At 71.2% G+C, this 15,162-nt stretch carries 11 protein-coding genes; 5 read left to right on the top strand and 6 right to left on the bottom strand.

What is annotated here, in order from left to right:
- Positions 1-79: 79 nt before the first annotated feature.
- Positions 80-1,810, top strand: a complete 1,731-nt coding sequence (locus DVS28_RS19250) for a DNA polymerase (RefSeq protein ID WP_164710780.1) — start codon at positions 80-82, stop codon at positions 1,808-1,810.
- Here the strand turns inward: DVS28_RS19250 and DVS28_RS19245 are convergent.
- Together DVS28_RS19245 and ald are read right to left on the bottom strand one after the other, a co-directional pair.
- Complete coding sequence (locus DVS28_RS19245) at positions 1,715-4,696, bottom strand: EAL domain-containing protein (protein WP_164710779.1); 2,982 nt, start codon at positions 4,694-4,696, stop codon at positions 1,715-1,717. The two genes, DVS28_RS19250 and DVS28_RS19245, sit on opposite strands and share 96 nt — an antisense overlap.
- 170 nt (positions 4,697-4,866) lie before the next feature.
- On the bottom strand, positions 4,867-5,988 hold the full coding sequence (ald, locus tag DVS28_RS19240) for an alanine dehydrogenase (RefSeq protein WP_114592913.1): 1,122 nt from the start codon (positions 5,986-5,988) through the stop codon (positions 4,867-4,869).
- 143 nt (positions 5,989-6,131) lie between these two features.
- Between ald and DVS28_RS19235 the strand changes: the two genes are divergently transcribed.
- A complete protein-coding gene (locus tag DVS28_RS19235; protein ID WP_114594279.1) occupies positions 6,132-6,602 on the top strand; it encodes an Lrp/AsnC family transcriptional regulator in 471 nt (156 codons plus the stop codon).
- Between the two features lie 35 nt (positions 6,603-6,637).
- Here the strand turns inward: DVS28_RS19235 and DVS28_RS19230 are convergent, their stop codons facing one another.
- Positions 6,638-7,231 carry a hypothetical protein gene (locus tag DVS28_RS19230; RefSeq protein WP_164710778.1) on the bottom strand — a complete coding sequence of 198 codons (594 nt, stop codon included), beginning with the start codon at positions 7,229-7,231 and terminating at the stop codon, positions 6,638-6,640.
- A gap of 351 nt (positions 7,232-7,582) precedes the next feature.
- Here DVS28_RS19230 and DVS28_RS19225 point away from each other — a divergent pair, with 351 nt between their 5' ends.
- On the top strand, positions 7,583-8,584 hold the full coding sequence (locus DVS28_RS19225; protein ID WP_164710777.1) for an oxygenase MpaB family protein: 1,002 nt from the start codon (positions 7,583-7,585) through the stop codon (positions 8,582-8,584).
- Positions 8,585-8,677: 93 nt separating this feature from the next.
- Here the strand turns inward: DVS28_RS19225 and DVS28_RS19220 are convergent, their stop codons facing one another.
- Positions 8,678-8,962: a DUF427 domain-containing protein gene (locus tag DVS28_RS19220; RefSeq protein ID WP_114592910.1), complete on the bottom strand. Its 285-nt coding sequence runs from the start codon at positions 8,960-8,962 to the stop codon at positions 8,678-8,680.
- Positions 8,963-9,049: 87 nt separating this feature from the next.
- Here DVS28_RS19220 and DVS28_RS19215 point away from each other — a divergent pair, with 87 nt between their 5' ends.
- Together DVS28_RS19215 and DVS28_RS19210 are read left to right on the top strand one after the other, a co-directional pair.
- Positions 9,050-9,598 (top strand): NUDIX domain-containing protein, encoded by a 549-nt coding sequence (locus DVS28_RS19215; RefSeq protein WP_114594278.1) that lies wholly within the window; start codon positions 9,050-9,052, stop codon positions 9,596-9,598.
- 144 nt (positions 9,599-9,742) lie between these two features.
- A complete protein-coding gene (locus DVS28_RS19210) occupies positions 9,743-12,871 on the top strand; it encodes a cell wall-binding repeat-containing protein (RefSeq protein WP_114592909.1) in 3,129 nt (1,042 codons plus the stop codon).
- Positions 12,872-12,957: 86 nt separating this feature from the next.
- On the opposite strand, the gene DVS28_RS19205 is transcribed toward DVS28_RS19210, so the two are convergent.
- Together DVS28_RS19205 and DVS28_RS19200 are read right to left on the bottom strand one after the other, a co-directional pair.
- A complete protein-coding gene (locus tag DVS28_RS19205) occupies positions 12,958-14,523 on the bottom strand; it encodes a flotillin family protein (RefSeq protein ID WP_114592908.1) in 1,566 nt (521 codons plus the stop codon).
- A 93-nt stretch (positions 14,524-14,616) separates the two neighbouring features.
- Positions 14,617-15,132: a hypothetical protein gene (locus DVS28_RS19200; protein WP_164710776.1), complete on the bottom strand. Its 516-nt coding sequence runs from the start codon at positions 15,130-15,132 to the stop codon at positions 14,617-14,619.
- Between the last annotated feature and the right edge of the window lie 30 nt (positions 15,133-15,162).

The raw sequence follows: 15,162 nt of genomic DNA, 5'->3' as shown, positions 1-15,162 counted from the left end.
GGTGGACAACGTCCTTTCGTGGCTGCGGGGCAGGAGACCCGTCGAAGGGTCCGACGCCGGCCGGGGCCGGGTGGTTGCCGTGGATGAGGTGATCCTGGCCACCTGCGCCGACGACGTGGACGGCTGGCTCTCCCGTGCCCAGCATGCCCCCTTCCTCGCCGTGGACACCGAAACCACCGGCTGGGATCCCTGGGTCGACGTCCTCCGGACGGTGCAGGTGGCCGCCGATCCCGGCCTTCCCGTCCTCGTGGTCGATGTCCGCACCGTCGACGTCGACGTCCTCGGGCCGATGCTCGCCGACCCCGGCAGCCTCAAGGTCTTCCACCACGCGGCGTTCGACCTGCGGATGCTGTGGCGGGCGGGGCTGTCCGTTCGACGGGTCGCCGACACCATGTTGTCCCAGCAGCTGCTCGACGCCGCCGGGCCCGACCCGGTCGGGGCCAGCCTCGAGGCCATCGCCGCGCACCGCCTGGACCGTCGGCTGGAGAAGTCGATCCGCACGACCTTCGGCAGCGAGGGGCTGACCCAGGCGCAGATCGACTACGCCGCCGAGGACGCCCGCGTCACCTGGGACGTGTTCGCCCAGCAGACCCGCGAGCTGGTCGCCGGTGGCCTGGTCGAGGTGGCGAGGTGCGAGTTCGAGGCCGTTGCCCCGCTGGCGGCCATGGAGCTGCGCGGCATCGGCATCGACGCCAACGCCTGGCGCGACCTGGTCGCCACCGTCGAGGTGCAGCTGCCCGCCCTGCACGATGCGGCGCAGGCTGCGGTGGTGACCGAGGACTCGCCCAGGACGCTGTTCGGCCCGGAGCCGGTCAACCTCGACTCGCCCGAGCAGGTCACCGAGGCGCTCCGACGGGTCGGCATCGACGTGCCGTCCACCCGGGAGTCGGTCCTGCGCGACCACGCCGAGCACCCCGCGGTGGCCACCCTCCTGGCCTACCGTCAGGCCGCCAAGGTCGTGCAGGGATGGGGTGGCGACTGGTTGGCCCGGGCGGTCCATCCCGCGACCGGCCGCATCCACGCCCGGGTTCGCCAGATGGTCGGCACCGGCCGGATCGCCCACAGCGACCCGAACCTCACCCAGATCCCGGCCGACCCCGTCTATCGACGGTGCTTCGTCGCCGCTGACGACCACGTCCTGGCCGTCGCCGACTACAGCCAGCAGGAGCTGCGGGTGCTGGCAGCGGTGTCGGGTGACGAGGCCCTCACCGAGGTGTTCAGGCGAGGCGCCGACCTGCACGTCGAAACGGCCGCCACGGTGTTCGGTACCACCGTCGATGCGGTCACCGCGGGGCAGCGCAAGGCCGCGAAGGCCCTCAACTTCGGCCTGATGTACGGCATGGGAGCCCGCGGATTCGCGCGGTCCACCGGGACGACCGTCGAGCGGGCACAGGAGATGATGGATGCCTACTTCGCGGGGTACCCATCGGTGGCGGCGTGGCTGCGCCGCACGGAGTCCATCGCCCGGCGCCACCACGTCGTGCGGACCCCGCTCGGCCGAGCGCGGCACCTGCTCGAGGCCGGCACGCTGGCCCGCAACGCCCCGATCCAGGGTGCCGGGGCCGACATGACGAAGCTGGCGGTGGCAGAGGTGGACCGGCGGCTGCGCGACCGCTTCGGCGACGATCCCTCCGCCCCCATCGGACTGGTCCTGACCGTGCACGACGAGCTGGTCGTCGAGGCTCCCGCCGACGCGGCGGAGGAAGCGGCGGGGCTACTGGTGGAGGGGATGCTCGCGGCCGGCGCGATCATCCTCGGCGAGGTCCCCGCGGTCGTCGACGTCGAGCTCGGCCGGTCCTGGGCGGGATGAGACGAGCTCGACGGCACCGCGCTTGACGAACGCCGCGAACGCGTCGGGGGTGAGCGGCTCGCTGAACAGGTAGCCCTGCCCGAGCCGGCAACCGAGTTCCCTGAGGGCATCGAGCTGCTGGACCGTCTCCACGCCCTCGGCCACGGTGTGCAGGGCAAGGGCGTCGGCCAGCCCCTGCACGGTGGCGACGATGGCGTCGTCGGCAGGGTTGCTGCCGAGGCCGCGGACGAAGGCGGCGTCGAGCTTGAGGACGTCGACGGGGAAGCGGCGCAGCTGGGCCAGCGAGGAGTAACCGGTGCCGAAGTCGTCGACGGCCACCCGGACGCCGAGCTCCCTGAAGGCGTTCAGCTCGGCCCGGGCCACGGACTCGTCGGTGGCCAGGGCCCGTTCGGTCAGCTCGACGAACAGCGAGTCGGCCGGCAGCTGCATCGCCTTCATCATCGCGGCGGTCCGCTCTGCCAGGTCACCGTCCACGAGCTGCTGGGCCGACAGGTTGATGCTGACGCTGGTGTGCGGCGGCATGCTCGTGTCGGCGTGCCATTCGCCGGCCTGGCGGATGGCCTCGGCCAGCACCCAGGCGCCGAGCGGCCGGATGAGGCCCGTGTCCTCGGCAAGGTCGATGAAGTCCCGCGGCGACAGCACGCCCAGCTCCGGGTGGGCCCAGCGGACCAGCGCTTCACAGCCCATCGTCCGCCCGGTGAACAGGTCGATGACCGGCTGATAGCGCAGGCGGAGCTGACCGGTCTCGATGGCGGCCCGCAGGGCCTGCTCGGCGACGAGGGTCGCGGGGGACGACCGCCGTTCCCGGGCGTCGTACATCTGCACTCGGTTCTTGCCCAGGTCCTTGGCCCGGTACATCGCCTCGTCGGCGCGGGAGATGATGTCGGTGGGGCTGTCCTCGGGGCGGCTCGTGGCCACGCCGATGCTGAAGGACAACCGGACGTCCTGCCGCCCGCTGCCCTCGACCAGGATGGGGGTGTCCAGCACCCCTCGGATGCGCTCGGCGAGCAGCAGCGCCGCCGCGGGATCCTCCACGTCGGCGGCGAGCACGAGGAACTCGTCGCCCCCCACCCGGGCCGCCACGTCGCCGGACCTGAGGATGCCACCCAGGCGGATCGCGACCTCGCGCAGCAGCTGGTCGCCGGCCGCATGGCCGTAGGTGTCGTTGACGGCCTTGAACCGGTCGAGGTCGCAGAACAGGACTGCCACCGACGACTCGCTGTGCGAGGCAGTCGCCATGGCCCTCGTGAGCGCCTCGTTGAAGTGCGCACGGTTGGGCAGGCCGGTCAGCTGGTCGTGGGACGCCGCCTTCGCCAGCCGACGTTCCACGGCCTTCTGGGTGGAGGTGTCCCGCGCGAGCATCGACAGGCGGTCGATGCGACCGACGGCGTCGCGATGGGCGATGACCACGAGCGACACCGGTCGGGTGGCACCCTCGCTGGTCACGATCTCTGCGTCGCCCGACCAGGACCCGCGGGCCGTGGCCACCGGCAGCGCGACCTCGCACAGCCGTTTCCAGCCCGACGGCCCGAACAACCGGCCGGCGTGGAGCTGCACCAGGTCCGCGCCGTGGCTGCCGCCCATCATCTCGCGACCCGCCGGGTTGATGAACCGCACCGATCCGTCGGGGTTGAGGATGGCGACGAGGTCGGTCGTGCCGGCCACGACCGTGGCCAGCAGCGTGGTGTGCTGTCGGGCGGTGACCTCGTTGGTGGTGTCCTCCACCGTCCCGACCCAGCCGCGGCCGTCGGACCCGGCCACCGGCGCCATGCGCAGGTGGATCCACCGTTCCTCGTCGTCGGGACGGACGAGGCGGTAGTACCCGCCGACGAAGCCCTGCGTGGCTTCGACCTCCTGCGCGGTCCAGGTGCTGCGATCGACCTCCAGCTGCAGGCGGTCCTCCGGGTGGACGAACTCCCACAGCCTGCCGTCGAGCAGGTCCCGGCGGCTCAGCCCGGAGATCTCCTCCAGGCGCGTGTTGGCGAAGGTCCAGTTCGAGCCCGTCAGGGCGAAGATGCCGACGGGGGAGGAACCGGTGACGGTCTCCAGCAGCCGTTCGTTGCGGACGACCTCCTCTTCCACGAACCGTCGATCCGTGACGTCGCGCATCGACACGTCGAGCTCGAGGATCTCGTTGCCGCGGCGCGACGACCGGGGCTGCACGGTCACGTCGACCCAGGCCTCCTGGCCCTCGCCGGTGATGAGCCGCGCCGTGATGGATCGTGCAACCCCCCCTGCAACGACCTGCTCGATGGCGTCGCCGAGGGCGCTGCGGTCGTCGGGATGGGCGATCGACGTCAGGTTGCTGCCGACCACGCCCGCGGTGCCGTGCCCGAGCAGGCGGTACAGGGCTGGGCTCGCATGGGTCACGAGGCCGGTGAGGTCGGTCCGGACGACGATGTCGGAGGCATGCACCGCGAGCATCTCGTAGGCCGACTCCCGACGCGCCAGCGTGTCCTGGAGGACCGAGACCTCGGTCAGGTCGACCAGCGAACCCGCGACGCCCTTTCCGCTCGGGTCGAGCCCCAGCCGGACGGTCCGCCGAGCGCCCGTCGGTGCGGTGACCTCCAGCACGCGTTCGACGTGGTCGTCCACGCGCAGGCCGTCCAGCGCCCCGGGTTCGAACCAGGACCGCCACTCGGGATCGGTCCCGACAAGTGCACGGCAAGCCGCGTTGCGCCACTGGACCCGGCCGTCGGCGTCGGCCCAGAACAAGCCAGCGGGCGAGCGTTCGGCCAGCGTCGACCCCAGCCGCCGATCGATCCCGAGCCGCTGCTGGAGGACCAGCACGGCCGCGCCCACAACCCCCACCAGCACCCCCGATGCCACCGTGGTCGTCAATGCGACAACCACAGCGATGCCGGCGACGAGAAGGGCAGGGGTCACCGGACGACGTGAGCTGGAGGCCCCCGGCGCCTGCTCGCGGGGCCGGATGGTGGGCAGGTGGATACCCAGAAGTCTGTACGGAAGTCAGCGGGTTTCGTATGGCCCGGCGGGGCCATTGTGGGCACCCAGCAGTACTAGTTCATCGGGCTGCCGGGGAACGCCGTCGGTGCTCAGGCCCGGGTGATCGCCGTCATGGGGTCGACGTAGTCGTAGCCGAGGTCACGCGCCACCGACGGTTCGGTCACCATGCCACGGTGCACGTTCAGGCCGTGGGCGATCAGCGGGTCCTTGGTCAGCACCTCGCGGAACCCGTGGTCGGCCAGGCGGATGGCGTAGGGCAGCGTGGCGTTGTTCAGCGCGAAGCTCGACGTCCGCGGCACCGCGCCCGGCATGTTGGCCACGCAGTAGTGCACGACCCCGTCGACGAGGTAGGTCGGCTCGGCGTGGGTGGTGGCACGGGAGGTCTCGAAGCAGCCGCCCTGGTCGATGGCGACGTCGACGAGGACCGACCCGGGACGCATCTGCGACACCAGCTCGGCGGTGACCAGCTTCGGTGCGCGCGCACCGGTCACCAGCACCGCGCCGATGACGAGGTCGGCGGAGAGCACCTCGGCCTGGAGGCTGGCGCCGGTGGAGTACACCGTCCGCAGCGACGGACCGAACCGGCGGGCCAGGCGCTCGAGCACACCGAGATCGCGGTCGAGGACGGTCACCTCCGACCCGAGGCCGTTGGCCATCTCGATGGCGTTGACGCCGACCACGCCGCCGCCGATCACGACGGTGCGGGCCGGTGCCACACCGGGCACGCCGCCCAGCAGCACACCGGCGCCGCCCTGCGAGACCTCCAGCGCGTGGGCGCCCGCCTGGACGCTGAGGCGGCCGGCGACCTGGCTCATCGGCGCGAGGAGGGGCAGCCGCCCGTCCCGGTCGACGATCGTCTCGTAGGCGATGCAGGTGGCGCCGCTGGCGACGAGGTCGGCGGTCTGGTCGGGGTCCGGCGCCAGGTGGAGGTAGGTGAACAGGACGTGGTCGGCGGTCAGCATCGCCCGCTCCTCCGCCTGGGGCTCCTTGACCTTGATGATCATCGTCGACTCGCCGAAGACGGTCTTGGCGTCCGGGGCGATGGTGGCCCCGCCCTCCACGTAGTCGTCGTCGGCGGCCCCGATGCCGTCGCCGGCGCCGGACTGGATGAGCACCTCGTGACCGTGGGCCACCAGCTCGGCCGCGCTCTCCGGCGTCAGCCCGACGCGCCGTTCGCCGCTCTTGATCTCCGTGGGTACGCCGATGCGCATCGTGGTTCCTCCTGGGTTGCCGCCGTGGAGGGATCACCGTACTGACGGCGCGAACGCAGGTGATTGCCAATCGGAAGGTTGTGACGACCGCTGATGAAGGATTCTTGCGTCGTATGGTCGATCTGTCGAATGATCTGCCGTACATGATCGATCGAGTGGACGAAGCCATCATCCGCGCACTGCAGGACGACGGTCGGCTGAGCAATCAGGCGCTGGCCGATCGGATCGGGCTGTCCCCGTCGGCGTGCCTGCGTCGGGTCCGTCGGCTGGAGGACGACGGCGTCCTCATCGGCTACCGGGCGATCGTCGACCCCCACGCGGTGGGCAGATCCCAGACCGTGCTGGTGGCCATCACCCTCCAGAGCCAGCGGGTCGAGCTGCTCGATGCCTTCGAGGCCGCCGTCGTCGGTTGCCCGGGCCTGCGGTCGTGCCACCTCATGGCCGGACAGGCCGACTACCTGCTGCGCCTCGACGTCGACGGCGTCGCGCACTACGAACGCATCCATCGCAGCTACATCGCCGGGCTGCCGGGCGTGACCGACATCGTCTCGACCTTCGCGCTGCGGACGGTCGTGGACGACGCGCCGTTGCCCGTGTCCGCGGCAGGGGAGTAGGCGACTGGGCGAGTGCGCGATCGGGCGAGTGGGCGTCAGGCGGCCTCCACCGTGGCGGGGCTGTCAGCGACGGTGTTGGTTCCGTCCGCCAGCAGGACGTCGGCCACCGCGCCGACGGGGCTCGGACCCGTTGCCACCCATGCGGTGAGCCCTCCCTCCCCCTCGGTGGGATCCAGCCGGACCGCGGTCGGCTGTCCGGTCACCGGGTTCACGAGCAGCCACACGTCGCCGTCGGCGGGGCTCGCACCGCTGGCCGCGAGCGCCGCGCGGGTGGCGGCGGCCACCGACGTCCCGTCCCCGGCCCCTCGCGTGCTGACGCCCTGTGCCCGACGGGCGAGGCTCACGTCGACGACCCCGTCGGCGTCCAGGTGGGTGCGCAAGCCCGTGAGCGGTGCGGCCTGCGCGGGTCGGGCGGCGGCAACGCCGGTCAGCCCGACCGTCCGACGCACGGCGCCCAGGACGTGGTCGAGCCGGTCGTCGGCCACCTGCACCCACAGCACGATGGTCGAGGTGTCGGGGGTGGCGACGCCGAGCACGGGGCAGGCACGGCCGTCCACGGCCAGCAGGAGGCGCGTCAGGATGCGGGCCGCGCCGCGATGGCGGACGAGCAGCGTGTGGATGTTCGGCATGGGGTTCTCCGGAGGTTGGAGGGCCGTGTCTGCGGCAGGGAGAACCGGTGCGTCGGTGTCCGGGCCGCTCGCGCAGCCCGGTGGATCGCTGGGCTACGTGACCGAGCGAATAATGAGCGCGAAGACGAGGCCCGCAGAGCAGGCGTCGGTCAGGTGGATGTCGCGCACGTCGCCGAGCCTACGCGGTTCGCCGACCCGGGGCACCCCCGACGCGTGTCGGCCGATCACGACGGGCGGCCGGTTTCTCGACACGGTGGCGGTTGGTCGTGGCGGCCAACCCCGACGCGTGTCGGCCGATCACGACGGGCGGCCGGTTTCTCGACACACGGGGGGTGGCATGCTGGACGGCAGATGTCCGTGCTCAGCCGCGCAGCCGCCCGCCTTCCCCAGGTGCCCGTGCCGCTGCTGTCGCCGCTGGCGAGGGGGTGGTTGCGCCGGTCGTTCGGTGAGCCGCCGCTGGACTCCTCGGCCCCGCAGGGCGACCGCGGCCTGCTGGGCCCCGACTCCGTCTCGTGGCGGCTGTACGCCGACGCCGCGTCGATCGTCGGGGGCATCCGGTCGCTGCTGGTCCAGCTGACCCACCCCCTGGCCATGGCCGGGGTTGCCGAGCACTCCCGCTACCACGAGGATCCGCTCGGACGGTTGCGCGACACGTCCGCCTACGTCGCCGTCACCACGTTCGGCGCCACCGGCGAGGCGCTTCGCATGATCGCCGCCGTCCGTGGGGCGCACCGCCGGGTCGTGGGTACCGCCCCCGACGGACGGCCCTACGACGCCAGCGATCCCGAGCTGTTGACCTGGGTCTCCGTGGCGGGGACCGCCAGCTGGCTGCGCAGCGACGCCGACTTCGCGAGCAACCCGCTGTCCCCGGCGGACCGCGACCGGTTCGTCGCCGAGCAAGGACGGATCGCCGCGTTGCTCGACCCCCGGGTCGACCCGACGGTGCTCCGGGCCCATGGCGACCCCGCCCGTGCGCTTGCCGACGGCAGCGTGTCGCTGCCGTTGGTGGAGGAGGGGTGGCTGCCCACCACGGAGGAGGAGCTGTCGGACCGCATGGCGTGGTTCGCACCCCGCCTGGCGGTCGGCCCCCAGGGACGCGACACCCTCCAGTTCCTGCTGTGGCCGCCCGTCGATCCCGTCCTGCGGCTGGGTTACCTGCCGACGCTGGCGGGCGCGATCGGTTCCCTGGACCCGGGGACCCGTCGGCTGCTCGGACTGCCGCTCGGCTCGGCGACGTCCACCGTCATGCGCCTGCAGGCCGAGATGGCGTTGATCGCCCTGCGGTCGACGTTGGCCGGTCCCTCACCGAACGCCCAGACGGCGACACGCCGGGCGACACCGGCCGCCGCCTGACCGACGCCGCCTGAACGACGTCGCCCGAACGACACCGCCTGAACGACGCCGCCCGAACGACACCCTCTGTCCGAGGAGGCCGCAGGCGCGGGGTCAGTCCGTGACCTGGACGCCGTTCCAGAAGGCGAAGTGACCGGTGATCTGGCTGGCCTCGGGCTTCGGCTGCGGGTAGACCCACGCGCCGTCAGCGGCCTGCTGGCCATCGACCACGACGCTCTTGTACTGCGCGTTGCCCTTCCAGGGGCACACCGAGGTGGTCGGGGAGTCCACGAGGTACTCCGCCTTCACCGATTCAGGCGGGAAGTAGTGGTTGCCTTCCACCACGACCGTGGCGTCGCTCTCGGCGATGACGGCACCGTTGAAGATGGCCTTCGGCATGTCGAACCCTTTCCGCGAGGTTGTCGAGTGCCGGTCCAACGACCGTGCCGCTGGGTCTATTCCGTCACGCCGCGTAGGGTGACGCGCGTGCCACTCGTGACCAGCCCCTGGACCATCGTTGCCTCGCGCGAGGTCTACGCCAACCCCTGGATCACCGTCGTCGAGCACGACGTCATCCGCCCCGACGGCAAGCCCGGCCTGTACGGCATCGTGCAGTCATCCCTCGCGGTGGGGGTGGTCCCGTTGACCGACGAGGGGAACGTCGTGCTGGTCGGTCAGTGGCGGGTGCCGTTCGACGAGTGGTCGTGGGAGATCCCCGAGGGTGGAACAGGCCCAGACGAGGACGGGTTGACCGCGATCAAACGCGAACTGCAGGAGGAAACGGGCTACGTCGCCCGCGAATGGGAGCTGTTCGGCCCGACGATCCAGCTGAGCAACTCCCACTCCTCCGAGGAGGCCGACGTCTACGTCGCACGCGGCCTGACGCAGGTCGGCGCCAACCCCGACGGTGACGAGGTGCTGGAGGTCATCGAGGTTCCCTTCGAGACCGCGCTCGACATGGTCGACCGGGGCGAGATCACCGATTCCATCACCGTGATCGCCCTCCTGCGCCTGGCTCGACAACGCGGAGCGTGACCGTCGGCAGGGGCTGATTCATTACGGATCGGTCAGATGTCCGATAGGGGACCGTTGGCGAACTAGCCTGCAGGGCGTTGAGGGACGCATGCCACCTGCTCGGGGGGGCGGTTGTTGGCGTGCGCGCTGATCGAGGGAGACACCATGAGACTGCAACGAACCCTGCTCGCGCTCGGCCTGCTCGGGGCGGTGCTGGCGCCCGCCGCGGCCCTGGCCCAACCCGTGGTGGACGGCACGACCTACGTCGTCGACACGCAGGCAGATGGACCGATCGACAGCCCGACCGGCTGTGCGGCGACCAGTGGCGACACCTGCACCCTGCGTGAGGCGATCGTCGAGGCCAACACCAACGCGCCGGGGACGACGGACCTGATCGTCTTCGACCCAACGGTGTTCCCGCCCAGCGGTTCGACCACGATCGAGCTGACCGTAGGGGGCAGCGGACCGGGCGAACCCGGACCCAACGCCGCCAGCGGTGACCTCGACATCGTCGGCAGCCTGGTCATCCACGGCCCCGGCGTCGTCATCGATGCATCGACCTTCGAGGGCAGCGACCCGGCGTTCGCCGGCGACGGCCCGCTGGGTGATCGGGCGTTCGACGTGGCTGCGCTGAACGACGTGGGGGACAACCGACGCGCTTCGGTGGCCGGGGATCCGGTCGATGTGACGATCGAGGGCCTGACGGTCACCGGTGGGACGGCCGCGTCGGGTGACGGTGGCGCCATCCGTGCGATGGGCTCGTGCGACGACCCGTCCGCGGTCACGCTGACCCTCCGTGACGTGCTGCTCGAGGACAACGTCGTGGTCTCCGACGGGGCCAAGGGTGGCGGCCTCGCAGCCTTCGGCGCCAACGTCACCGTCGAGGACTCCATCATTCGCAACAACGTTGCGGTGCGGGGCGGCGGCATCGCCTCAGCGGCGTGCGGTGAGCTCGTGGTCAACGGGTCGACGATCACCATGAACGTGACCGACCTTCGGGAGGCGCGCCAGTTCGTCACCTCCGCTGGCGCAGGCATCTGGTCGTCGACCGGGCTGACGATCGACCGGTCGGTCGTCAGCTTCAACGGCGCCATCCATGGCGGGCGGCCCGAGCAGGGCGGTGGCATCCATGTCAGCGAACCGGACACCACCGGGCCCATCCCCCTCAGCATCACCGACAGCGTGATCGAGGGGAACCAGTCGTGGGACCAGGGCGGCGGCCTGTGGGTCAACAACCGCAGCTACAACGACGCCCCGTCCGGCAGCATCATCGAGGGGACCGCGTTCGTGGACAACCACAGCTTCGAGGGCGGTGGCATCTACAGCCAGAACTCCTCCGGCACGATCAACAACAGCACCATCGCCACCAACCGCGCCTACTTCGGCGCCGGGGTCATGGTTGTCGAGGGTGGCGGGACCACCACCGCCGGGTTCTCCGTCGTCGACCTGCTCCACAGCACGGTGGAGGGCAACTGGCAACCCGAGTCGGTCCCCGAGTTCGCGGGCGTGACCGCCCAGCCGGCATCGCTGCAGGTACGCGACAGCGGAGGCCTCGCCGTCATGGGCTTCTTCAACTCCGTGCTCCAGTCAACCACCACCGTCGACCCGACCTGCATGGGCTCGACCACATCCTCGTTCGTCTCGCTCGGCGGCAACTCCGACGACGACGGCACGTGCGAGCTGACCGAGGACAGCGACGCACCATCGACGCCGCAGGACCTCGCCGGGCTGGCCGCGAACGACGGCCCCCTTGCCGGCGATGCACCCGGTGTGGCCGTTCCCACGCTGGCGTTGCAGCCGGGCAGCGAAGGCATCGATGCGGCCGCCGAGGGGCCGTCCGGCCCCACGTTCGCCCAGACGCTCTTCATCTCGTGTGGCCAGGCCGGCGGCGCGGGCGAGACCGACCAGCGTGGGGTCCCGCGCCCGCAGGACGGTGACAACAACGGCACGGCGGTGTGCGACCGCGGGGCGTTCGAGCTTCGTCAGCAGCCGCCCCCCACGACGACGCCCACGACCGTGGACGTTGCGCTCGACAAGGACGGCCCCGGCGACGTGCTGATCGGGGACGACGTCACGTTCACCGTCACCGTGACCAACAGCCGCAACACGGCGGCCAACGTGGTCGTGACCGACACCATCCCCGCTGGACTGGCCCTGGTCAGCGCATCTGCGCCCTGCACGATCAGCGGCGACACCGTCACCTGTGACCTCGGCACGCTGTCTGCCGCGGCGTCGGAGACCGTGACCATCATCACCACCGCCGAGGTGGAGGGCTCCATCACCAACACCGCCTGCGCGGCCACCACCAGCACCGACAGCAACTCGAGCAACGACTGTGACGACCACACCGTGCAGGTGATGCAGGAGACCCAGCGCGTGGAGGGTCCTGAGCGGATCACGACCGCGGTGGCCGGATCACAGGTCGCCTTCGATGACGGTGAGGCGGACGCGGTCGTGCTGACCCGCAGCGACGACTTCCCCGACGCCCAGGCCGGGACGGCCCTGGCGATCGCCCGCAACGCGGCGTTGTTGCTGACCCAACCGGATGCGTTGGCGCTGGCCAGCGAGGACGAGCTGCTCAGGGTGATGAGCCCCGGCGGCACGGTCTACCTGCTGGGTGGGACCGCCGCCCTCGGACAGGCCGTCGAGGACCGCGTCGTCGAGCTCGGCTACGTCGTGGTGCGGTTGGCCGGGGCCAACCGGTTCGGCACGGCGACGGCGATCGCGGCCGAGCTGGGTGATCCGGGCACGTTGTTGCTGGCCGACGGCGGGGACTTCCCCCATTCGGTCGTCGCGGGTGCGGCTGCGGTGGTCGCGGGCGACTCGGACTTCGACCAGGCCGGCAACGTCGGCGCGGCGGTCCTGCTGACCGACGGGGCAACGGTGCCGCCGGAGACCCAGGCCTATCTGGACGGGCGCTCCGACACCCCGGAGATCGTGCCGATCGGCTCGCCTGCCGCCGACGCCTTCCCCGAGGAGGAGGATGCCATCGTCGGTGGGGACGCCTACGAGGTGTCGGCCAACGTGGCGGCGACGTTCTTCGACGGGCCGTCGGCGATCGGGGTGGCGACGGGTGCGAACTTCGCCGATGCGCTGACCGGCGGGTCGGTGGTCGGTCGGCCCGATGTGGGCCCCGGGCCGGTGCTGCTGACGGCGGCCGATGCGTTGCCGGCCAGCGTCGGTGACTACATCACCTCCATCAACGACTCCGTGGGCCGGGTGTTGATCTTCGGCGGCACCGCGGCGATCGAGTCATCGATCGAGGAGGAGATCCAGGCGATCCTCGGCGGCTGACACCAGCCGCCGGGCGCCCGCCCGCGAAACGACGACGGCCGGCCCCATCTGGGGGCCGGCCGCTGTCGTTCGGACGCCGGAGGGCCCTAGCCCTCGCCGTCCATCAGGTCCTGCGGACGAGGGGGCATCTCGACGTCGTCGTCCTCGCGGTCGGCCATGGCCTCGAACGCCGGGGCCAACGACCCGGACTTGCCGATCCGCGACAGGATCTGCTTGAGGTCGATGCCGGTCAACGACGTGCCGATGGCCAGGCCCTGCTCGAGGTTGGACGCCACCGACTGGGCGACCTTGGAGGCCCCGTCGGTCGACACGATCGTCATCGACCCCACGTTGGACAGCGGCTCGCTGGCCGCCCGCACGAGCTCGGGCAGGATCTCGGCGATCAGCTCGATGACCGCTGCCTCGTTGTAGGACTGGAAGGCGTCGGCGTTCTTCTGCCGGGCCTCCGCCTCGGCCTGCCCACGGGCCAGGATGGCGGCACCCTCGGCCTCACCCTCGCGCTGGACCGCGTCGGCGATGGCCTCACGGCGAGCCTTCTCGGCCGCACCGCGCTTCTCGCCCTCGATGGCCTCGGCTTCGGCGAGCGCCGTCCGTCGCGCACGTTCCGCTTCACCGGACAGGCGTGCCTGCTCGGCCTCGGCCTCGGCCCGGGCGATCGCCGCAGCCTTGTCGGCCTCGGCGTCCCGGATGGCCGCGGACTTGCGGCCCTCGGCCTCGGTCTCCACGCGGTAGCGCTCGGCGTCGGCCGGCTTGCGCACCTCGGTGTCGAGCTCGCGTTCCTTCAGGGCTGCCCGCTTCTCGGCGACCAGCTCCTGGGCCTGCAGGACGTCCTGGTCCTTGGCGGCCTGCGACAGCGGGCCGGCGGCCCGCGCGTCGGCTTCCGCCGCGTCGGTCTCGGCCTGGATCTCTGCCTGCTTCAGCCGCAGCGTCCGCTGGGCGATGGCGATCTGCTCCTCGGCCTTGAGCCGCTCCTCCTCAGATGCCTGGCGAGCCCGCGCTTCGGCGATGGCGGCTTCCATCTCCACACGTGCGCTCTCGGGACGACCGAGGTCCTGCAGGTAGTCGCCCTCGGCGCGGATGTCCTGCAGCTGGAAGGTGTCCAGCGCCAGGCCCTGGTTGGTCAGGGACGTCTCGGCCTCCTCCGCCACGGCGCTGGCGAACGCCGCACGGTCCTTGATGATCGCGTCGACCGTCAGCCGACCGACGATGGCACGCAGCGAACCGGCGAGGACCTCCTGGGTGAAGACCTCTATGCCGCCCTGCTGGTTGAGGAACCGCTGGGCAGCGGCTCGGATGGCGTCGTCGGTGCCGCCGACCTTGACGATCGCCACACCCTCCAGGTCGCACTTGATGCCCTGGGCGGAGATCGCGCCGCTGATCGCCACCGGGATGCGTCGCGAGGACAGGTCGAGGACGTGCAGCTTCTGCACGACGGGGAGCACGAAGGTGCTGGCACCGATGATGACGCGTTGCCCCGACAGGTCGGTGGAGACCTCACCGGTCTCGGGGTTGCGGACCGGTGATCCGCCCTTGCGGCCGGTGATGATGTAGGCCTGGTTCGGGCCGGCCACGCGATAGCGCGAGACGACGAGCAGGATGACGAGCACGGCAAGGGCGATGAAGCCCCCGCCGCCGATGAGCAACAGGTCCATGTTGGCTGACTACCCCCTTGGGTTGGGCACGGGCGGTGTGCCCACGACGGTTCGGGTGGATGGGAGGACGCAGGAGCGGCGAGCGTGCAGCGCTCAGCCGATCTCTATCTCGGAGCGGATGACCAGCACCGAGGTGGGGGAGAGCACGTCGACGACGACGATCTCGATCCCGGGGTCGATGGCTTCCTCGGCACGGGCCGAGAGCTTCAGCGGATGGCCGTGCCGGCTGACCCGAACCTCGCCGAGCCCTCCTTCGGGGATGCGGGTGATGACCTTCCCCAGCGCGCCCCGCAGGTCGGAGGAGGTGGGGGTGACGTCGGTGTTGACGTTCATCAGGGACCTGGACAGCCACAGCGCCAGCCCGCCCATGGCAAGGCCGGCGGCACCGCCACCGCCGAGGACGACGATCCGGTCCAGCCCGGCACCGTCCAGCAGGAACGCCCCGAACCCGAAGGCCGACAGGAACCCGCCGATCACCTCGGTGGAGAAGAACCCTCCCGCGGAGTCGACTCCGATCGCGTCGAAGACCCCGTCGAGCAGCTCTCCGCCGACCAGTCCGACGACGAGCAGCACGGCTCCGAGCACACCCAACAGCAGGAACAGCTCCACGGCCGCCACGCTACAGGAGTTGCTGTCGCC

The organism is Euzebya pacifica (genome assembly GCF_003344865.1).
Classification (GTDB): domain Bacteria; phylum Actinomycetota; class Nitriliruptoria; order Euzebyales; family Euzebyaceae; genus Euzebya; species Euzebya pacifica.
Note: the sequence above shows the minus strand (reverse complement) of the source record. Positions and strands in the feature narration are given on the sequence as shown.